14 protein-coding genes are annotated in these 20,768 nt (G+C 59.2%); 6 read left to right on the top strand and 8 right to left on the bottom strand.

Annotated features, from left to right (window positions below; genetic code table 11):
- Nucleotides 1-16: 16 nt before the first annotated feature.
- Nucleotides 17-565, top strand: a complete 549-nt coding sequence (locus C4S68_RS12605; RefSeq protein WP_160115134.1) for a TlpA family protein disulfide reductase — start codon at nt 17-19, stop codon at nt 563-565.
- A gap of 99 nt (nt 566-664) precedes the next feature.
- Here C4S68_RS12605 and C4S68_RS12600 read toward each other — a convergent pair whose 3' ends face one another.
- The 3 genes from C4S68_RS12600 to C4S68_RS12590 form a co-directional block, all read right to left on the bottom strand.
- A complete protein-coding gene (locus C4S68_RS12600) occupies nt 665-3,967 on the bottom strand; it encodes an alpha-mannosidase (protein WP_235011563.1) in 3,303 nt (1,100 codons plus the stop codon).
- Nucleotides 3,968-4,102: 135 nt separating this feature from the next.
- Nucleotides 4,103-5,191 carry a DUF6807 domain-containing protein gene (locus C4S68_RS12595; protein WP_103933443.1) on the bottom strand — a complete coding sequence of 363 codons (1,089 nt, stop codon included), beginning with the start codon at nt 5,189-5,191 and terminating at the stop codon, nt 4,103-4,105.
- Entirely contained in the window at nt 5,184-6,530 is a 1,347-nt protein-coding gene (locus tag C4S68_RS12590; protein ID WP_103933442.1) for a Gfo/Idh/MocA family protein, read from the bottom strand. The genes C4S68_RS12595 and C4S68_RS12590 overlap by 8 nt, the downstream gene beginning before the upstream one ends.
- Nucleotides 6,531-6,767: 237 nt before the next feature.
- Between C4S68_RS12590 and C4S68_RS12585 the strand changes: the two genes are divergently transcribed.
- The 4 genes from C4S68_RS12585 to C4S68_RS12570 all read left to right on the top strand — a co-directional run bounded on the left by C4S68_RS12585 (nt 6,768) and on the right by C4S68_RS12570 (nt 11,984).
- Nucleotides 6,768-7,187 (top strand): response regulator, encoded by a 420-nt coding sequence (locus C4S68_RS12585; protein WP_103933441.1) that lies wholly within the window; start codon nt 6,768-6,770, stop codon nt 7,185-7,187.
- Between the two features lie 391 nt (nt 7,188-7,578).
- Nucleotides 7,579-9,279 carry a capsule assembly Wzi family protein gene (locus C4S68_RS12580; RefSeq protein WP_160115133.1) on the top strand — a complete coding sequence of 567 codons (1,701 nt, stop codon included), beginning with the start codon at nt 7,579-7,581 and terminating at the stop codon, nt 9,277-9,279.
- A 182-nt stretch (nt 9,280-9,461) separates the two neighbouring features.
- Nucleotides 9,462-10,640 (top strand): GumC family protein, encoded by a 1,179-nt coding sequence (locus tag C4S68_RS12575; RefSeq protein ID WP_160115132.1) that lies wholly within the window; start codon nt 9,462-9,464, stop codon nt 10,638-10,640.
- 111 nt (nt 10,641-10,751) lie between these two features.
- Nucleotides 10,752-11,984: a hypothetical protein gene (locus tag C4S68_RS12570; protein WP_103933438.1), complete on the top strand. Its 1,233-nt coding sequence runs from the start codon at nt 10,752-10,754 to the stop codon at nt 11,982-11,984.
- 38 nt (nt 11,985-12,022) lie between these two features.
- Here C4S68_RS12570 and C4S68_RS12565 read toward each other — a convergent pair whose 3' ends face one another.
- From C4S68_RS12565 to C4S68_RS12545, 5 genes are read right to left on the bottom strand one after another with little or no spacing between them, the layout of a single operon-like run.
- Complete coding sequence (locus C4S68_RS12565; protein ID WP_103933437.1) at nt 12,023-12,889, bottom strand: glycosyltransferase family 2 protein; 867 nt, start codon at nt 12,887-12,889, stop codon at nt 12,023-12,025.
- The gene (locus tag C4S68_RS12560; protein WP_160115131.1) at nt 12,890-14,347 is read right to left on the bottom strand and encodes an oligosaccharide flippase family protein; all 1,458 of its coding nucleotides are present in this window, start codon (nt 14,345-14,347) and stop codon (nt 12,890-12,892) included.
- A gap of 34 nt (nt 14,348-14,381) precedes the next feature.
- A complete protein-coding gene (locus tag C4S68_RS12555; protein ID WP_103933435.1) occupies nt 14,382-15,296 on the bottom strand; it encodes a glycosyltransferase family 2 protein in 915 nt (304 codons plus the stop codon).
- A 14-nt stretch (nt 15,297-15,310) separates the two neighbouring features.
- Entirely contained in the window at nt 15,311-16,651 is a 1,341-nt protein-coding gene (locus C4S68_RS12550) for a glycosyltransferase family 39 protein (RefSeq protein ID WP_103933434.1), read from the bottom strand.
- Complete coding sequence (locus C4S68_RS12545; protein ID WP_160115130.1) at nt 16,641-17,747, bottom strand: glycosyltransferase family 9 protein; 1,107 nt, start codon at nt 17,745-17,747, stop codon at nt 16,641-16,643. Before C4S68_RS12545 ends, C4S68_RS12550 begins: the two co-directional genes overlap by 11 nt.
- Nucleotides 17,748-18,058: 311 nt before the next feature.
- On the opposite strand from C4S68_RS12545, the gene C4S68_RS12540 reads away from it, so the two are divergent.
- The gene (locus tag C4S68_RS12540; RefSeq protein WP_160115129.1) at nt 18,059-20,731 is read left to right on the top strand and encodes an SLBB domain-containing protein; all 2,673 of its coding nucleotides are present in this window, start codon (nt 18,059-18,061) and stop codon (nt 20,729-20,731) included.
- Nucleotides 20,732-20,768: the final 37 nt, after the last annotated feature.

Genomic DNA, 20,768 nt, shown 5'->3' with positions numbered 1-20,768 from the left:
GCTACACTCAACCAGGATGCCTCAGCACAATGCAACAGCGACCGGACGTTCTGAACCCCGCAAGGGGACCGGCCGCGTCACGCTACTGCTGTTCCTTACCTTCGTAGGCTTCGAAGTCTGGAAGACCATACACTTCCGCGCGCCAAAGCAGATTGACGTCGTGCAGCTTCATCTTCGCGACCTGCGCGGTGCGCCCATCTCGAACGCGACCTTCGCAGGCAAAGCCGTGCTGCTCAACTACTGGGCCCCTTGGTGCGGTCCATGCAAGCTGGAGCTTCCATGGCTCGCTCAATTGCAGCGCGAACATGCAGACGATCTCGTGATCGTCGGCATCGTCGATGACCCGCAGGACTACCAGGACGCTGTCGCCTACATGCAGTCCAAAGGTGCGACGTATCCCCTGGCTCAGCTTTCACCGGAGATGCATGACGCCGTCGGCGACATGCACACGGTGCCCACCACCTTCTACCTCTCGCGAAACGGCCACGTGATGCATTCGATCAACGGTGTCGTTCCAGAGACCGTGCTTAAGCACTGGGTGAACGAGATCATCGCTGCGCAGTAGATCTCCGTTGACGTGGACATGGGGCCCAATAGTAAAGGGCTTCAGCCCTTTGAGCGACATCCTCAAGAACTGAAGCCCTTGTTCCTTCCGCGACCAACGCTACTTCTTCGGGTAGGCGACCTCGATGGTGAGGATCTCGTAAGGCTTGATCTCCGTGCTCACGACATCGTCCGAGAGCTTCAATCTCCCGCCCTCAGGCTTCTCCATCAGGTTCGTCTCGGTAGCATGCAGCGCGCCTGCAGGCACATGCAGCTTCACCTCGCTGGCCTTGCCTGCATACTCATACATGCGGAAGATGAGTGCATCAGAATCCTCTGCCTTCTTCACTGCCGTCAGCACCACGTTCGGGTTGTCTACGCTCACCAGCGAAGCTGACGCGGGCATTGAGCCTGCGTGCTGCAACACCTGCGTTCCGGCCATCGGGTCGTCGAACTCGTAGCCAAGCTGCACCGTGTGCGCTTCCTTCCACGTGCCCTCATGCGGATAGATCGCATACGCAAAGTGCTGCGCTCCACGATCAGCATCGGGATCCGGCCACGTCGGCGAGCGCAGCAGCGTAATGCGGAGCTGATTGCCGACCGCATCGTAGCCATACTTCGCATCGTTGATCAGGGACACGCCGTGCTTGCCATCGCCCAGGTCGCCCCAACGCATGGCAGGTACTTCAAACTGCGCCTTCTCGAACGAGTTGCTACGCGCGGTAGGACGCTCGATGGAGCCATACGGAATCTCAAACGTTGCCTTCGGTCCGGTCGCGGCGAGTGGCAGCGATGCCTTCAGCAACACGTGGGTCTCATGCCAGTCCACGTTGCCATCGACCCGCACGTACGGCGCATCGGCATCGAGCGAAAGCTCTTCGACGAAGCTCGACTTCTGCCAGTGACGCGTGATACGCACCGTCTTGCGCAGCGGGCCATCGGTCACGAGCGACACGGAGTCGACCGCGGAGATCGGCGTCATCGGCTTATCCAGTGTGCCCGGATCCACGTTCCACGCATCGTAGTTCTTCGGCGTATCCGCCCACGTCTGCAGCTGGTTGCCGCAGGAGTTCGCTGCAAAGAACTCCGTACCGCCCGCGCGCAGGCTCGTGATGCAACCTGTCTTCTTGTCGATGATCGCCGAGAGCTTCGCATTCTGCAGCGTGATGCTGCCCGCAGTCTGCGCGGCCTTCAGGCTGCTCGTTGCCTCTCCTGCACCACTCTCCGCACGCACCACGGCATAACCCAGCGCTGGCACGTCATGCGCCGCAACCAGCATGTGCACCAGGCCATCGTTCTTTGCGCCGGTCACCGGCTGGGCGAGCATCGGCTTCCCTGCTGCATCGACGAAGTGCACAACCTTCGCCGCATCAGGGGTTGCAACCGCGACCTCCACCGTGCCTGAGCTCGGCCACGCCTGGGGGTTCACCAGCATCACGGGGACTCCAGAGTTCACGCGCGTGTCCGCATGCAGCGCCAGCGCCTGCGTGGACGCTTCGCTGATCAGCTTGTCGGAGTGGAACACCTCTGTGTACTCCTGCTGCGCATCGCGATAGATGACACCGATGCCCGAACCCGCGGCAAGATCATGGAACTGGTTGAATGTGATCTTCTTCCAGCTCTCTGTAAGCTCATCGCCGGGATAAGCCGCGCCATCAAGCCACGCGAACGATGCCAGCTTCTCGGCATCGAGCGTCGCAATCTCGCTGTGCCGATTGTTCCACTTGTGCTTCGCCTGGGTCGTGTAGATGCCGCGGTGGTACTCGAAGTAGAGATCATCCTTCCAGGTCGGAATGCCCATCATCCCGGGCTTGCCGGCAGCCGGAGCGGTCCATCCCTTCGCCAGCGAGTCGTAGTTCCACGACGGCGAATCCGCGTTTAGCTTCTTCTGCACATCGTCGAAGTAGCTCTGCGCAGTGCCATAGCGCAGGGTAGGCACTGCCGCATCGCCCTGCTTGCCCATTGCGATCCAGTGATCCGCCTCATCGAGCATCACGCGCGTGGGACCACCACCGTGATCGCCGACGCCGTAGAGATCCAGCACCTCGCTGGTGCCCGGGTTGCGCTCAGCCGACTCCGCGAAGTCCGCCGAGATGCGCGACGGGCTTACATTGGTGTGAACATAGTCCGTCGGGAAGTACGTCAGCACCTTCGAGCCATCGGGCGACTCCCACCAGAACAGCCGGAACGGCAGCTGGTTCGTGTCGTTCCAGTGCATCTTCTGCGTGACGAAGTAGTCCAGCCCCGAGCGCTTGTAAATCTGCGGCAGCTGCCAGTTATAGCCAAACGAATCTGGGTTCCAGCCGATGCGAGCCGTCACACCATACAGATCCTTGAACGTCCGCTGCCCCACGAGCAGCTGTCGCACCAGGCTCTCGCCGTCAGGGATGTTCAGGTCGGGCTCGACCCACATGCCGCCCACGATCTCCCAGCGGCCTTCCTTCACGCGCTGCTTGATCTGCGCGTTCATCTCCGGGTACTTGTCGGCCATCCACTGGCTGTACTGCGCCGCAGACTGCGAGAAGGTGTAGTCCGGGTACTCGTTCATCAGCTGCAGCGCGCTCGAGAAGGTACGCTTCACCACGTCGACCGTCTCGGTCTTGGGCCACAGCCAGGCCGCATCGATGTGCGCATTGCCAGCCTCGACGACGCGAGCCTTCGCCATCTCCGGATGCAGCGTATTGAGGATCGCCTGCGACTTGCGCAGCGAAGCATCGAACGCTTCCTGATCGCCTGCAGCGAGCGCTTTCATATCAATCGCCACAATCGCTTCTTCCACCTTCGGCAACAGATCGCGACGTGACGGCGTGAGTGCGGGAAGGATGCTCTGCGCCGCGAGCGCCTCGGTGCGAATGTCGTCAGGATTCGGGCGCTTCGAGCTGCCATCCGCGTCTGGCTCGATGCGCAGATGCACCGCGCGGAATCGCTTCGTATCCACCGTCGCCAGCAGCTTCACCGCGACGAGAATCTTGTCGCCTGGCTTCGCCGGCTCGAACATCACGATCGGCTCGAGGTCTTCGCCCAATGCCACGCGGCGTCCGTTGAAGTAGATGATCTCCGGCATCGGCCCGTTGGCATCGGCCTGGAACTGGAACCACACCCGCGCACCGCTGATGTCATAACCGTTCAGCGTCTTCGGAATCGTGATCTCGCGCCGAAACCACACAGCTTCCTTCGCCGCCGTGTAAGGAGCCTTCACCGTCTCCCACTTCGAATCGTCCAGCGTCACCGACTCTCCGTGCGGCACGTCGCCTGCATGGAACTTCCAGTCTGTAGCTGGCAGCGCATCCAACGACGCGAGCGTGTTCAGTGTGTCCTTGGCCGGCTGCGAGAGGTTCTTTACCTCGCGGACAGGTGTAAACGATTGCGCAGAAACGGAAGCGACGACGAGGGCGAGAGCGGCAGCGGTAACGAAGGTACGCACGGACGAAATACTACCATTGATGGGAGCGCTATCATGTCGCACTCCCGCCCTGCTCGCAGCATTTGCCCCAGGAGCAAGAAAAAAGACAGCCCGAAGGCTGTCTCTCTCATTTCGTTACTCGCCGTAAATTTGCTTCTACTTCGTCGCCGCGAACGCGTCCGCCTCATCATTCAACTCTCCGGCCGACGCACCATGCGAGAAGATCACGACCCGGTACCGGAAGGTCGCGCTCTTGCCCCTTGCCAGCGAGAACTTGAAGGCCGGCTGCTTTGTATCGAAGATGCTGACACCAAGTGGATTTGCGGCAAACAGGCCGTAGCCGCGAGCGTGCCAGTAGGTCGGATAGCCGGGATTGCCGGGATGATCCACAATCGCGATCGTCTCCGTCTTGCCGTCCGTGTGGCCCGTAAGCAGGCACCACCGGCCGCGCGTCCCCCATACGGCCGGGCCCTTCACGCCATCGCTGGTCTGGTACACGCCCGTCGCAAGAGAATTATCCACCGCAGCCACCTGCGTCGGACGACCGCTCGCGTCCGTAAACATGCCGCCCTTTTCCTCCGGCGACTCCAGCCAGCGCGCCACGCGGATGCCAAGCAGACCTTCCTTGTCGTCGTTGAAGGTCACATCCTCCGTCGCCCGCAGCGTCACCGTCAGATCGATTCCACGCTCGCCCTTCTTCTCCCAGAAGACGTACGTCGCGGTCTGGTCAAACAGTTTGCCACCATCGCCTGCAATCCACTCCGAATCCGCAACGATTTCGCCCGACGTCGGGCCGTTCTTGGTTCGCGTCACCCTGCCGGGACGAATCGTGCCCATCTTCGGCCTCTGCGTCTCGGGGATGGCATTCGAGTTGTTCCAGAAGTCGAACCCGTTCACATTGCCATAGTTGAACCACATGCCCGCATGGTGCGGGTGGTCCACACGCTCGCCATCACGCGGCTCCAGCGGGAATCCACGCGTCACCGTCGTGCCGTCGTCTGACACCAGCGGAAACAGCACCGGCTTCATCAGCGTGGTGGGCCACCGATACGACGTGAACAGCTGGCCGTCCATCATCACATCGATGCGACGCTGGTCGTCGTGCTTCACAATTCGCACGCCGACCTCCTTCTTCTCGGTCGGTTCGCCCTTCTTCTTGAGAATGGGAAACGCCGCATAGGCCGCCCCCACATTGGTCGCGGCCAGCGCACACCCCAGTGCGCCGGCCACCCAGAACTTACGCATACACCTTGCCTCCCGCCATCACCTGCTGCGTCTTCTCATCGAACGTAACCTTCTGGCCGGTCCGGATGGCCGCGACGTTCATGCACAGCGCGATGGAGTGACTATAACCCGCCTCGATGCTCGCGTTCGGTGTCTTTCGAGAGCGCACGCATTCCATCCAGTTCCGCATGTTCGCTCCCGTCTGAGGATCCCGCCCGGTATTCGCTTCATGCGAAGCAGCCGCCGAAGCTCCCAGCGATAGCGGCTGCAGCAGGTTGGGCTGCATGTGCATCTCGTCGGCAAATCTCTTCGTCAGACCGCCGGTCGGGGTCACCGTCTGCTTATCCATGTCGATCATCCCGGCGTTCGAGTAGTACAGCTCCTTCACGTCGCCTGCGGAGTTCGTGAAGCGCGAGGTGTACTGCACCTGGAAGCCCTTCGTCAGATCGTCCAGCGGGCCGTAGTCGAACACCGCGGTCATCGTATCCCAGTTGGTGCGGCCGTCCTTCCACAGGTAGGTGCCGCCGTTGGCCACCACGCTGCGCGGGTGCGGAAGCCCGGTGAACCAATGCACGGTGTCGATCTGGTGCACGAGCCACTGGTCGGGAATCCCCGAGGAATACGGCCAGAAAAGTCTGAACTCAAGATACTTGCGCGCATCGAACTTGTCCTTGATCACACCCAGGCAATAGCGGTTCCAGTCCGTGTCCTCTTCCTTGAGGAGGGGAACGACGTCCGGCCTGCGCCAGCGTCCAGGCTGGTTGACGTTCCAGCACATCTCCACCATCACGATGTCGCCGAACTGGCCGCTCTTGATGTACTCCGCCGCCCGCATATACGCGGGGGTGCTGCGCCTCTGGGTTCCCACCTGCACGATCTTGCCGGTCTTGTGCACGGCCGCACGGAAGTTGCGGGCATCCTCCATCAGGTGGGCCGTCGGTTTTTCGACGTAGGCATCCCGCCCGGCGTTCACCGCCTCGATGCCGTGCCGGGCATGCTGAAAGTCCGCCGTCGCGATCAAGACCGCATCCACGTCCTTGCGCGAGTAGAGCTCGTCGTTATTGCGCACGGGATCGACGGTGAAGCCCGTGACCTTCTTGATGTAGCCTGCACCCTCCTCGCGACGCTTGTTCCAGATGTCGGAGACGGCGACCATCTCGAAGTTCGTATCCTTGCAGTTCTCGGCAAAGGCTGGGATCAGGGACTGCTTCATGCGGTCACCGCAACCGATTACCGCCGTCCGGACACGATCATTCGCGCCAGGAATGGCCGCGTAGCTCTTTGCGCTCATGCTCGCGGCGGTGACGGCCGCTGCCGCCCCTCCCGCCAACAGAAATTCCCTGCGATTCCTCACACTCATTCCAGTCCTCGTTTCCCGCGCCTGCGGCGTCCTCTGCTGACAGAGGTCTCCCGCAACAGGTCAGACAGCAGTTTCAAAAGCGCAAGCAGTATTGCACGAGCGAAAGTCTCCCGTCGTCCCTTGTCAGAACTTCTCCAACCTGAACCGATTCAGGACCTGGGGGTATCTTCCTGAGCATTAACGTTCGCCTGCCATCTCGAAACCTGTTAAGCTGCCGCAACTAGACTGGAGGGGAGCATGATGGCCCCGGAAACTTCGCCCGAACCAAATGCTGGAAGGCCGAAGATGATCTTATTGGTGGAAGACAGCCCGGATATCCGCGAGCTGGCAACCTCTTCGCTGCGCAGCGCCGACTTCGAAGTCATCGAAGCCGCAAACGCCGAGCAGGCGCTCGAAATCCTAGCAGGCATGCCCAGCGCCCCGGACCTGCTCATCACCGACCTGATGCTCCCAGGCCTGAACGGCCATGAACTTGCCGGCCTAGTCCGCGCCCAGCATCCCGGGGTGCGGGTGCTCTTCACCACGGGCCACGGCGCGGAGGCACTCGACAGCCGCCAACTCGCCAGCGGCCTCTCAGCACACCTCCAGAAGCCCTTCTCGCTGCGCGTATTGCGGCAGCGCGTGAGGGAGATGCTGGACGTATCATCAACCCACTGAGCATCAAACTCGCAAACGGAATGACGAGCCAGGTCGATACTGGAAGTCTCTCCCTCTGAGATCATTCGTCTACCACGGGCCCCAGGACGGGCACCCGGCACAAATGCCTTTTTGGGGCCAGAGCTTTCGAAAACATGGACTGTGCCGCAAGACTCTTGGCGAATGACATCGCGGCTCTGGAACAACGGTTGGAGCGCGACAGTTGCGTAACACTGAAGGGCTGTCGCCTTACTTTGCTATACTCCAGGTCAATCCTGGGTGGGGAATGGGTGGTTTTTCGCTGCGTTTGGTTACAGTCCTTTCCGAAGTAGAAAGTAAGTGGGTGCGCAGCTTGGCGACAGTAGCCCTCTGCTGTACGGCGTTCGCCTGCTCATCGGCGCAAGCACCCGTCGTGCAACCGCAAACCGCAGCGCAGCCAAGTCCATCCCTCGTTGACTTCGACAGGTTAGAGGCACGTCGCATCTCGGCGTCGACGGCGTATAAGGCTTCCACCTACGTCCCTCTCGACGATAGCTGGATTTACCCTAGCTTCGACCGCCTCGCAGCCATGGGCTACCTCCCTACCAGTACTGCTGTACTACGCCCATGGACACGCCTCGAGTGCGCCCGTCTCCTCGCGGAAGCCCACGATACAGTCGACCTATCGGATTCCGTCGCTGCCACTCTCCTCGCCGCGCTCGACGTCGAATTTCGTGACGAGACAGCCGTCATTGATGGCGGCCACAACGCTTCCGCCCGATCCGATGAAGCCTATGCCCGAATCGTTGCGATAGGTGGAACCCCTATCCGTGACGGATTCCATTTCGCGTCCACGATTGTCGACGACTTTGGCCGCCCGTTCGGCCAGGGAGCAAACTCCTACAGCGGCCTAGCAGCCCATGCGCAATGGGGGCCGCTTGCAATCTATGGCCGTGCCGAGTACCAATACGCCTCGGCGATGCCGCCCTACAGCACGTCTACCCAGCAGTATCTCAACGCTTTTGACGTCGCTCCTTACGGCTGGAACCTGCGCTTCGGCACCACAAGCCGCCTCCGCCCGGTTGAAGCGTATGCCTCCGTCGCATTCGGCAGTTGGCAGCTCTCCTTTGGCCAACAAAGTCTCTGGTGGGGACCGGATCGCAGCACCTCGCTGATCCTCTCAAACAACGCCGAGGCATTACCGATGTTCCGCATCGCTCGCTCTAAGCCAATGATTCTCCCTAGCATTTTTCGCAAGGCCGGGCCTACACACCTGGAGGCCTTCTTCGCTCGCCAGGGAGGCATTCACTATATTGGCCTCGGTACATTTGTGAATGGCGGAAGCATCTACACCACGTATGGAAGCTCAACCAAAGCCCTCAACCCTCCACCGTATCTCTGGGGCCTCGCCTTCACGATAAAACCTTCCGAATACCTGGAGATGGGCTTCTCTCACACGGTCATCTTCGCAGGCTACGGGCGGCCGCTCACCTTGAGCACTTTTTTCCATACCTTTTCCGTGAACGGCAACGGCCAGGAACTGGACCCGGGAAAGCGTGTCACTGAGTTCAACTTCGCCTACCACCCGCCACTGCTGCGAAAGAGTCTCGTCCTCTATACCTCAGCCATGGCCTGGGATGATCCCGTCCAGGGAAAGTTTGTCGGGCGCTATGCCTTCTCACCTGGCATCTACGTGCCCCGACTTCCCAAGGCCCCTAAGCTTGACCTGCGGCTTGAAGCGGCATACACCGATCTCCCTAAGCTTCCCATTCAGGGCTACTTCTACAACAATCTCCGCTATCCGCAGGGCTACACCAACTACGGCCAGCTGCTCGGCAGTTGGGTGGGGCCCCAAGGGATCGGCGGCGAGGCGTCCAGCACCTGGTGGTTCTCACCCAAAACGCACGCTACGATCAACTTCCGAAAGATGGTCTCCGACACCGGTTATTTCCAAGGAGGCCATCGCAGCGATACCGGCGTAAAGTTCGCATGGACGCCGACTGCGACGATGGAACTATCCGGCGGGCTGCAATTTGGCAGCTGGAACTTTCCCGTAGTTGCTCCTGCGACGAAGTCTGACGTGACGACAACGATCCAGCTCCGAGTCTTTCCGCAGCCCCACCGAAGGGACTGATGTCCGCTTACTATGGTCTGGCTCTGGGCGCCCGTTGCATTGCTCTTTGCCATGGGCTTTACGCAGAGGTCGATGCCATAACTCGATGGCGATTCGCGTAAAGTAGATGCATGGTAGAGTCGCAAGCTCCTCGCGAAGGGAGCTCGTTCCGTCACACAAATCCTATCGAGGACGGGATCGACTTGATCGATCTGCTCCTCTTCGTGCTACGCGCCAAACGCCGAATCTTCGTCAGCACACTTGCTTTCGGCCTGCTTGGCGTCGTCATAGCGTTCGTAGTCAAACCCTACTTCACCGCTACGGCTGTCATCATGCCCCCACAGCAGGAGCAGGGGACAATGTCTGCGATCGCCGGTCAGTTGAGCTCGCTTGGTGGTCTCGGCGCCGCGTCCGCTGTAGGCCTCAAGAATCCGGCCGATATGTATGTTGGCATCCTCAAGAGCGATGGCATCGCCGAGAACCTAATCCGCCGTTTCAATCTCCAGGCTGTCTACAGAACCCGCCTAGACATCGACACGGAGAACCGACTTGCGAAGGAGTCGGACTTCGAAGCGGCGAAGGATGGCCTCATCTATATCAAGGTCTCCGACCATGATCCCGCCCGTGCCGCGCAACTCGCCAACGCCTACGTGGACGAGCTCTACGCGCTCAACTCCAGACTTGCCGTGGGACAGGCGGCGCAGCGCCGCACCTTCTTCCAAAAGCAGCTGGATGATGAACGCAAGCAACTAGCAGACGCCGAGGATGCGCTCAAGGAAACCCAGGAGAAAACGGGGCTCATTCAACTCAACGGCCAGGCCGAAGAGATCATCAGGAACATCGCTTCCGTCAAAGCTCAGATCGCAAGCCGTGAAGTCGAGCTAGGCGTCGCTCGTACATACGCGACCGATCAGAACCCGGACATCGCCGAATTAGAGGAACAGATCGCGGGCCTCAAGAAACAGCTCGCAACCCTCGAGTCCACACAAGGCACGACGCTCCCCGGCGATGTGCAAGTTCCTTCCGGGAAGGTTCCCGAGGCCGGACTCGACTACCTCCGCAAGCTACGCGAGGTCCGTTACCACGAGTCCCTGCTCGAACTGCTCGCGAAGCAATTCGAAGCGGCTAGCCTTGACGAGTCCAAGTCAGCGCCCCAGATCCAGGTCGTTGCCCCGGCGAGGACACCCGAACGTAAGGCCGGCCCTTCTCGGGCGCTGATCGTGCTCGGTCTGATGTTCGTCGGCTTCACGCTGGCAACTTGCCTCGCCATTGTGACCGGCGTCCTCAGGATAATCGATTCAAATCCCAGTCAGGCATCACGCCTCCAGGAACTCAAGAAGGCCTCTGGCCTTCGAACAAGAGAGCATCCGCCCTCGGCCTGAAGTGTTCTATTGAGGCGCGATCACTTCAAGAAGTGGCCGTCCAACAAAGCACCGGCTGACATAACAACTATTCTGCCCGGCCGGCATCTCCCGCTGAGGATCTGAGTCACCATGGACAGCAAGCTCTTCGACGCGACAGTCATGTTTGTGTCGTTCTTGCTTGTCATTGCGTCTTACCTTCTCGTTGTATGGAAAGACCGTAGCTGGATCAACTGGGCTACCCCGACCATCATTCTCAGCATTGGGGCCAAATACGTCTTCCAGGGCTTCTATCTCTGGATGTCAACAGATCCCGGCGGCAGCAGCTACGCTTACGCTTATTGTTATGCCACCTACGCGCTTTCGTTTCTTGTTGGATCGCTCGTCTACGCCTACGTCAAGCCCCTTAAACTCCGCGACGCGGAGGTGTCCGAGGACTTCAGCCATCTCCCCTGGCTCCTGCTGCTAATCGGCTTCCTGCTTTACCTTCCTATCCTCATTCAGTTTCATCAATATCTCGCCGAGCCTCGCCGCATCTACGAGCTCACGCGGACCGGCTATGGTCTCCCTTTTTACGGCTCAACCACGTTCGTCAGCCTCGCATTCGTCGTCTTCCTCTTCCGCAAAGACAAGTCCGTCAAGAGCACGGCCGCATTTTTTTCTCTCTGCATGCTTCTTGCGTACTGGCACGGCAGCAAAGGGCAGATCATCACTTACGCCCTGATATGGATGATGCACCGCGTCTATGTCCGCGGTATTCCCGTCCGGATCCTCGCCGCATCAGCAATGGCTGTCTCCATTGCTGTATTGCTAATTGGATCATTCGCCCTCTTCTCGAGCGCAGGAGATATCGCGGACACCCTAGTATCGGTCTCCGATTACGCGGACTATGTACGCAACGCCATGCTCGTGATCGACGATCCGCACGGCAGGATCTACTACGGTCGGCTAATGCTCGAGAACGAGTTCTACTCGCGAGTGCCGCGCGCGATACTTCCCGACAAACCCAAGGATTTTGGCCCGTTCCTGCTGGCAAAGATCTACAATCCCGCCTCCTATCGCCTAGACGAAGGGACAGGTGCTTTTGACCTTGGAGTGACCTACGCTGACTTCGGACCTTGCGCCCTTCTCGCGGTCTGCGCATACTCGGCCCTTGCCGCTTTCTTGATGTCTACGCTCGCTTGGAAGCTGCGCCGTGGAGCGGGCCCAGGAGTGTTCATTGCGTTCTTGTATCTTGCCGGTGTGGGTATTATCCCTATCAGCGGGCCGTTCTATCTTCCTGAATCAATCCTTCTCGGCGTGATCGTCACGTGGCTTGCGAGGTTCCGGTTGCTACGTCGCATCGGCATGCGCTCAAACAGGTGACCCCGCTTGCCTTCGATCATGTCGCATAGACGCTTTCGTTAGTGATTTTCGCGTACAGATCGAGCAGCCTCGCGGGAATATATTGACTGGATCTGCTCCCGCGTCCCTACATCTTCCATTTCGCACACGCGTGCCCATATGGTGAGGCGGTAAAAGCTCATCGAGGCTGCAATGTAGAAACCGCGCCAGCCGTCGCGGTAGCCGCCTTTGCGAAGGTACCGGTTTACGAACTCCCACCCCATCTTGAGAATGGTAGGGAAAAGCTTATATTTGGCGGCGGCTGACGGCTTTCGCGACTCCATGTAGGTATAGCGAATGAATTTGGTAAGGTAATTGTCGATATCGACGTAATTGAAGTGGATGATGGCGCCATCATGCTGAAAGGTAAGTTCCTTGAGGCGTGCCCCAGGTTGGACGACGGGTTGTACGTGCAGCGCTGCCGTCACTTCGACCGCTCCCTTCTTGAAGAAGCGGATCTGTCGATCATCATTGGCGCCCATCAGCGCGCCGTACATCGGCTTGCCGAAGAGATAGTTGAAGCGCGGTAGGCTGACCACGTCCGCTTCGTCCTGGCGAGCGATGCGCAGCAGCGTCTCACGCAAACGCGGTTCGATCACCTCATCCGCATCGAACATCAGCACCCATTCGCCGCTCGCCTTGGCCACCGCTGCCGGGCGTACCGGCTCCTGCCCCGTGGCGAGGGCCACTGGAATCACTGTCGCTCCAAAGCTGGCCGCAATAGCGGCTGTGGCGTCGCTGCTTTCCATGTCGCAGAACAGCAACTCATCCAAGATGGGCCTTACAGACGCAAGCGCATGCATCACCTTATCGGCCTCGTTGCGAGCCACGATCACTCCAGTGATGCTGGGTCTGCTGTGCTCGCCATCCTGCCCTACCGTCTGCATCTACGCCACCCTCCTAGAGCGCACGAGGGGAAGAAGTTGTCTTATCTCCGGCCCATGCCAGTAAAGCATACCGGAGCCGTACACAAGCACTCCGACGGACAAGTAAGCCAGCAGCATCGCGATCGATTGAATAGGATGCACGCGGTTTACCCACCACAACAGCAGCCCCACTACGGCAGCCAGGGCCCACCCAGGAACAATCGAGGCGGAGATGAGCAACGGTAACTTACGCTTCACGATAGCGAAGAGAAACAAGTTTGAGACCTGCACGCAGACGTTCGCCCATGCCAGGCCGATTGCTCCAAACCTGAGCACCAAGGGAATCCCGATGACCCACGTCATTACCATCCAGAGCACCGTGAACGCAAACACGATCCGCGCGAAACCCATGGCATTCAACAACGCAAGCAGCGGCGTGGACGTGGGCGAAAACAAATTGGTCGTCCAGAAAAGAAAGTAAAGAGGGATGGCGACGTACCACTTCGGCCCGTAGACCATTGCCGTCAAAGGGTAGATGAGAACCAACATAAATACCGAAGCTGGCGCCGCCAGTGCATTGGTCGCCAGCACCACTTTCTCGACGAAGCGCTTGAGAGCTGGGGGCTCGTGCTGCAACCGTGAAAACGTTGGCAGATAGACTCGTTGCAGAATCATGAGAGCAAGCACGGGGTAACTAGCCACCATGCTAGCCCAGCTCGTGTATCCCACACTCGCCGCTCCAAGAACCAGTCCAAGCAGCAAGGGAACGATCGCGTCCTTCACGAGGGATAACACCTGGGAGAACTGGTAGTAGATGCCGAACGACAGGTTGCTGCGGATGATCTTCCAATCCCAGTGCCAGCGTGGGCGCCACGGCTCCAGCAAATAAATCGCGATCACGCTGGTCAAGGCACGTACAAGCAGCGCGATCCCGAATGACATCCCTCCGAATCCGCGCCAGGCGAGTACGACCGCGCAGACGTTGAACATGATCGTCTGCCAGACCTCCGCAACCGCCAGTCTGGAGAAGGCTAGTTCGCGCTCCATCCTAATCTGGGGTATTACGGTGAGGGAAGTGATCATCAACGCCATCGCTGCCAACCAGAAGAGCCAAACGTAGGAACGTTGCAAATGGTAGATCTGCGTGAGCTTCGGGGCCAGAAGTGTCAACGCTCCAGTCACACTGCACAGCACTATCTGTTGTGCAGTGAACACGGCGGCGTACTCGTCGTCCGTAGGCGGCCGCACCGAACGGATAAGATTGCTGGCCAGGCCCGTTCCGCCGAACGTTCCCAGAAAAGTTATGAGAAAGATCACAACCGCGTAGACGCCGAAGTCCTTCGGGGAGAGCAATCTCGCCAGCATCACGTTGCCGGCAAGGTTCACGCCATGCACCAGCACCTGACGGCTGCCCAGCGCCAAGATGCCGAAGATTGCCTTATTGGCTACCTCCCTTGCCTCGGGAAGCTTCTCTTTCATGACGGTTGCATCCGTGCCCTCGCGCAGTAGTGCGTCATTTGTAACCGGCGGTTCGAGCAATCTCAATCCCCTTCTTCCAGAACGCCACGCGCTCATCCGTTCGCAGCCTCAGCAGCCCAATCAAACGGTAGGCCGTGAGGTAGATTCCGTGGAGCAACGTAGCCTCAAGGGGGCCACAGTGCTTGGCTATATACAGAGCGTGATTCCGCACCGCATAGAAGCGTTGAAACTCGGAGTTCATCCCGGTGAGGCTGCTCACTTTGTGCCAGAGCCTCGCCTTGGGGATCAGGTAGCTCCGAAGGCCCGCCTTGAGCGCGCGCACCGAGAAGTCCGTGTCTTCCCAGTAGGTGAAGAACGTCTCGTCCAGGAATCCAATGCGCTCGAAGACACGTCGATGCGCCATCAAGCCGGAGCCCGGCGAAAACTGGATGAGGCGATCTTGCGCAAACTCTGCGCTGTACTGCTGCTCCATCCCGAGGTGCAATGGGCGATAACCTGCCCACCTCTGAAACCGTCCTCCAGCCGCCCAAATAATATTGGGGCGGTCGTAGTAGAAAGTGAGCGGAGCTCCGATGTCCGCTGCCGTGCGCTCCATCCCCTTTACGAATCGATCAAGGAAATCGGCCTCAAATGCCACATCGTTGTTTAGCAGAAGGACGTACTCGCAACCATCCTCCAAAGCCTGTCTGATCCCCTGATTGGTTCCGTAGGCGAAGCCGGTATTCCGCTTGTTGATCGTCACAATAAATCGATCGCCGGCGAGACTGCATTGCTCTGCGGAGTTGTCGACCGAAGCATTGTCCACAACGTACACCACAAAGTTCGTGTAAGTCTGCGACCGCAGGGACGCGAGGAACTCAGCCAGCACCTCTCCGGAGTTGTACAGTACTGTGGCAATGCCGATCTTGCCTTTGACTATTGTGCAACAGCCCAAGCTCTCTGACGCCATCTGCTCCACCTCCACTAGGATAAACGCCTGACAAGCGGGTCGACGAGCGCGTCTCCATCGCGCGTCCGTTTGATCGCCGGAGCGAGTAACGCCGCGCAAAGGATGAGGAGGGGATCATTGACAATCCTGTAGCGGGGAATGACGAAGACGACAGCCCCTAAAAGTACAGAGAAAAGAATAGGCACTATGACGAGCAGGAACGATTTGTCCAAATCGCGCCAACCAAGCACGAGCCCTGCAAGAGCCAGAAGAGACAGCAACGATGCAGGAATCCAGTAGACAGGCCTGCGTCCCATTTCGTGATGGAAATCCACGAAGAAAAAGTAGAAGCTCTTCTTCAGGGCCACGCGAAGGAACTGCTTGGGCTGACTTTCGATGAAACGGACCGCAACGGTTTGCAGCACGCGATCCTTCCTGATCAACGAGTCCTTGTCAAAAGGTATTTGGCGGAAACTCTCACGGATTTCCAGAGGAATTTGCGTGAGACCAAACTCCCTGGCGACGTCCCCCTTCGTATCCTTGCTCAACGCGCTCCGCACGTCGTCCGCAGCCTGATAGCGATCGTCCCCGGTGGCCAGGGGGTTATTACCGATCCACAGATTCGTGCCACTCGATTGACAGACCGGAATCAGGGACCTAAAGAAGACGTAGTTTCGAATGGTCCATGGTGCCAGGATAGCAAACGAAATCAGCAGGAACCATAGCGCGGGTATGAGAGCAGATTTGCCACGCAGGACCAAGAGAAGAGCGGCGAAGATCACCACTAATGCCAACGCCTCCGCGCGGAACAGAAGGAGCCCCCCCATGCAGACGGCGGCAAGGAACACCGACGTGGTGCCTTTCCTGGCTGTGGCGAATTCGGCAAGGAAGTAGATGCAGGCCATTTCAAGCGGAAGATAGAGGTTGATGGCATGAAACTCGACCGGGAGATAGACCAGAGGTGGGTACAGCGCGGTCATTGCGGCAGCGGCAGCGGCACAGTCGTGTCCGACGAGGATCACGGCCAGCTTATAGACCAGCAGCACGACAACGAGCCCTAGGCCAATCTGGCATACCTGGATGGCGATGTATGCGGTGGGTCCCATCCCGAAAACCTTGTAGAAGGCCGCGACCCAAAAAGCATAGCCGGGCGGCATAAAGATCGCGGGCCACGGCTGCTGTCCCGGCAGTTGTTCTGCATAGCCTAGCCGATGGTAGAGATTCGCGGCGAGTGGCCCAACCTCCCAAAGAAGCGGGGTGCGATATGTGCGCAGCAGGAGGACGACAGCTGCGCGGATGATTCCGGCGGCGAGAAGGATGTACGGTAGCACGGTCGAATCTGCTGACGTGGTATCGCGGTAAGCGCTACGCATCATGGCTCAGTAATGCAATCAAATCTGCGGGGACATCGAAACGGCCTGCTGAGAAAGATGCCATGCCCTTTGCATGGGCCCCGGCGAGACGTATGAGGCGGCTGGCAACCGTCGCCGGAGCAAGGTTCGTCATGCAGAAAGGCTCCGTCTGCGTGCATACGGCTAGCCCACATGGCTGGCACGGAACACTCTTCTCATACACCGGCTCGACCAAACCACGCGGAATGATCGTGCTTGGATCCTCCTTGCCGAACACTGCGACAGCCGGACGCCCGAGCACCTCGGCGAAATGAACATTGCCGCTGTCCATCACCAGCAGAATCCGCGCCCCGGCTAATGTCAACAGCGCCTGCCGAAGCGAGCCGGTAAGGAACACGATCGACCGATCGGCAGGCAGCATCCCACGCAGTGGCTCTATGTCCTGCGGCAGCCCCAGAACCCCTATCGTCCACTCCTCCGGCAACAGTGCGATCACCTCCGGATACTTGTTATGAGGCCAAGTCCGATTCAGAGCCATGGCTCCGGGGTGAATGATCAAATCGAAACGCGACGGCTCGCTTGCCTCCTGCATGATCTCCGGGGCGAATCGCGGCAGTGGAACGTCTGCCGCAACCGCATCTCCACGCAACAGCGCGTACATACTCCACTCCCGCTGCTTGAGGGGAAGGGACCGGTCCACAGGCAGTGCGCGATCGAACAATCGCGCCATGGGCTCCGTAGTCGCGCCGACTACTCGTGCCGATCCCCAGAACAGTGTCTTCAGGGTCCACAAAACCAGGGGAATTTTCCAGCTCGCCGCCAAGGCGGGCGCATGCGGCGAGACCCATACCATCTTCGGGGACACCCCACTGCACATCGTCAGGAACACCAGGGCCTCGCGCGCGGTCCGTGGCAGTGTATGGATCACGAGCAGGCTGCGATTCAGGCCAAAGTCCACCAAGGTGCAGAACTCTACGAGAGCCGGACTTGAAAAAAGGATCAGGTGGACTTGATAGCCACGATCAAGCTCCGCAGTAATCACTGGTACAGCCCACAGAAGATCCCCCATCCCCTTGAATACGCCATAAACAATCTGGGGGGGCCGAACTTCCTTTGACATACTCACCTCACAGTACTTTATCCCAGAGTTTCCCCCCAATGCCATCGAGCGAGGCCGGATGACGAGCCGCGACCCCGCCGACTATACTTGGCTTGCACTGACGCCACTGAAGCGTTCGGGGAGCTCTGTTCAACGCCTCCTCGGAGTCTCGAACAAGCGCCGTTCTTGTAGGTCTCAAGCGAGACCGCTCGGTGGCTCTGTTTTCCGATTCACTTCAAATCAGGCATCGGCATGGCAACAACTTCGGAACGTTCAATAGCAAAGCTGAGGGAATGAGATTCACTATGGTGTGTAGCAAACCGCGTCTGCTGGTGTCCCGTTCGACCTGGCTTTGCGTCCTGATCTTCGCATACGCAGCCTTTGAAGCAGGCTCGATACATGGCCAGAGCACCAGCTCCGGATCTTCCCAGCAGGACGCTTCATCCGGGCAGTCATCCCAATCGCAGGGAAATCCGATCTCTGGCGGCGACGATGGTTCCACGCAATCCGGCTCCTTCACGCGGATAGGCTCGGACCTTACAAGACCCTCCTCGCAGATACAGCAGAGCCCCTACGCGGAGCAAAATCCGTACGCCCAGCAGAACCTGGATGCAACGCAAAGTCTCAATCGGACCTCCCCAAATCGCAATCCGAACCAGCCGGTTGAACTTACCGACTTCCAACGTCTCACGGCCTCGTCCATCGGCAAGGTGCTGCCGCTGTACGGTCAGGATCTGTTCCGCAACCCGCCTTCGACCTTCGCCCCCGTCAGCCGCATCCCTGTCACGCCGGACTACGTCATCGGACCAGGTGACGAGCTGCTCGTTCGCATCTGGGGGCACGTCACCCTCGATGGCAGCTTCACGGTCGACCGCTCGGGCTCGATATTCATCCCAAAAGTAGGAGCCATTCATGTCGCTGGAATCTCCTACGATCACCTGACCGATTTTCTCAAGTCGCAGATTGGCAAAAACTTCTCTAACTTTGACTTAAACGTCAATGTCGGCCAGCTTCGCTCGATCGATGTGTTCGTCGTGGGCGAAGCGAAGACGCCTGGCAGCTACACCATTAGTTCGCTCAGCACACTCATCAATGCACTTTTCGCCTGCGGCGGTCCAACGCCCGGTGGAAGCATGCGAAATATTGAGGTCCGCCGCAAGGACAGAGTCGTTGGCACATTCGACTTCTACGACTTGCTCCTCAAGGGCGACAAGTCGAAAGACATTCGCCTCGAGTCCGGCGATGTCATCTACATCCCTCCGGTAGGCCCAGTCGTCGCGTTGGCCGGCAGCTTCCGTCATCCGGCGATCTATGAGCTGAAGTCCGCGACGTCCCTACGAGACGTGATTCGGCTCGCAGGAGGCCTCTCTCCCCTGGCACGCACCAGCGATCTCCAGGTCGAGAGAGTACGCACCACCGAGGACACCCGCTCCATTACCGCTGTCAAGCTGGACGAGGGCGGCCTCTCAAGCACCCTCCAGGATGGCGACATCCTTGAGATCTCACCTATCGTTGATCGTTTCAAGGAAGCCGTGACACTCCGCGGAAACGTTGCCGACCCGCGCCGTTTCGCGTGGCATCCGGGCATGCGCATCCGCGATCTTATTCCTAACAAGGAAGCGCTGCTTACCCGGAACTACTGGGAACAGCGCAATAAACTCGGCCTTCCCACGCTGGATTCCACGCCCGACATTCGACGCTACGCTCCCGACCAGCCCATCGCGCAGATCAATGGTCGGGCAGTCTCTCCGTCGCCGACGGCGCTGACACAATCCCTGCCCAATGCTCAGGACAGTGACACGAACGTCTATGGCCGCCAACTCGACGTTTACGGACGCGAGGTCGAGGTTCCTCCCCTCGTAACAACAAACACCACCACGCAAGGCAACGCCTCACAGTCGGCCTCACGCCGGAGCCAGAATGATCAAGCGGCCACGCTCGATGCCACCAGCGCATCGCAGCCGGGCGCGCCGCCAAGGGATTCTGTCAGCGCCGCCGTGACGGACGTGAGGGCGCGATTCCCCGTCCGCAATCAAGTCATCCTCGGCGCACCGGAAATCGACTGGTCTTACGCCGTCATCCAGCGTCTCGATACAGCCGATCTCTCTACGCGGCTCATCCCCTTCAATCTCGGCAAGGCCATCCTCGACGGCGATCCAGCTCAGAATCTTGAGCTGATGCCCGGCGATATCGTGACGATCTTCTCCACTGCAGATATCCACGTGCAGCAGGCACAGCAAACCAAGTTCGTTCGCCTCGAAGGAGAGTTCGCCAGCGCGGGGATATATCGCGTGAACTCAGGTGAGACACTTCGACAGCTCGTCTCCCGCGTCGGTCTCGCAAACGACGCTTACCTATATGGCTCGGAATTCACCCGTGAGTCCACCCGGGTTGTCCAGCAGCAGCGCATCGGCGCATACGCCGATGACCTCGACCAGCGCATCAAGCTCGCCGAAGCCAACAGCGCGAACAACTCCCTTACTCCCCAGGACGATGTCGCGACCGTAGCGGCGCTGCAGAATGCCCGCACCGTCGCCGCGCGCCTCCGCCTGATGCAGGCCACCGGACGAATCGTCCTTTTCATCCCACCAGGAAGCACCAACCTGGCCGACATCCCCGATCTTCCACTGGAAGACGGAGATACCTTCACCGTCCCTCAGGTTCCTGCCACGGTGAATGTCTTCGGCGCCGTCTATAACCAGACTTCGTTCCTATACGAGCGTCAGCACCGCGTGAAGGACTACATAGAATACGCCGGCGGCGGAACGCGTACGGCTGACACCCATCGCATCTACATCGTGCGCGCCAATGGCCTCGTCGAAAGTAAGCAGTTCTCCGGCGCTTCACTCGCAGGTTCCTTCCGCGATAAGCACCTCAATCCAGGCGATACGATCGCTGTCCCCGAAACGGTGGACAAGCGGCCTTTGCTCCGTAATCTGGTAGACGTTGCAACCGTGATCGGACAGCTCGGTTTGGGAGTCGCTGCAATCAACGTATTGAAGTAGCCTGCAAGGTCGGGTGCCCGCTCTCCAACCGGGGGCG

The sequence above is a fragment of the Bryocella elongata genome (assembly GCF_900108185.1).
GTDB lineage: Bacteria > Acidobacteriota > Terriglobia > Terriglobales > Acidobacteriaceae > Granulicella > Granulicella elongata.
The sequence above is the reverse complement of the archived record's forward strand: the minus strand, read 5'-3'. Positions and strand labels throughout refer to the sequence as shown.

Coding starts and splice junctions, on each gene's coding strand:
- C4S68_RS12605 (WP_160115134.1), top strand. CDS start 17: ATGCCTCAGCACAATGCAACAGCGACCGGACGTTCTGAACCCCGCAAG.
- C4S68_RS12595 (WP_103933443.1), bottom strand. CDS start 5,191: ATGCGTAAGTTCTGGGTGGCCGGCGCACTGGGGTGTGCGCTGGCCGCG.
- C4S68_RS12590 (WP_103933442.1), bottom strand. CDS start 6,530: ATGAGTGTGAGGAATCGCAGGGAATTTCTGTTGGCGGGAGGGGCGGCA.
- C4S68_RS12585 (WP_103933441.1), top strand. CDS start 6,768: ATGATGGCCCCGGAAACTTCGCCCGAACCAAATGCTGGAAGGCCGAAG.
- C4S68_RS12570 (WP_103933438.1), top strand. CDS start 10,752: ATGGACAGCAAGCTCTTCGACGCGACAGTCATGTTTGTGTCGTTCTTG.
- C4S68_RS12565 (WP_103933437.1), bottom strand. CDS start 12,889: ATGCAGACGGTAGGGCAGGATGGCGAGCACAGCAGACCCAGCATCACT.
- C4S68_RS12560 (WP_160115131.1), bottom strand. CDS start 14,347: ATGAAAGAGAAGCTTCCCGAGGCAAGGGAGGTAGCCAATAAGGCAATC.
- C4S68_RS12555 (WP_103933435.1), bottom strand. CDS start 15,296: ATGGCGTCAGAGAGCTTGGGCTGTTGCACAATAGTCAAAGGCAAGATC.
- C4S68_RS12550 (WP_103933434.1), bottom strand. CDS start 16,651: ATGATGCGTAGCGCTTACCGCGATACCACGTCAGCAGATTCGACCGTG.
- C4S68_RS12545 (WP_160115130.1), bottom strand. CDS start 17,747: ATGTCAAAGGAAGTTCGGCCCCCCCAGATTGTTTATGGCGTATTCAAG.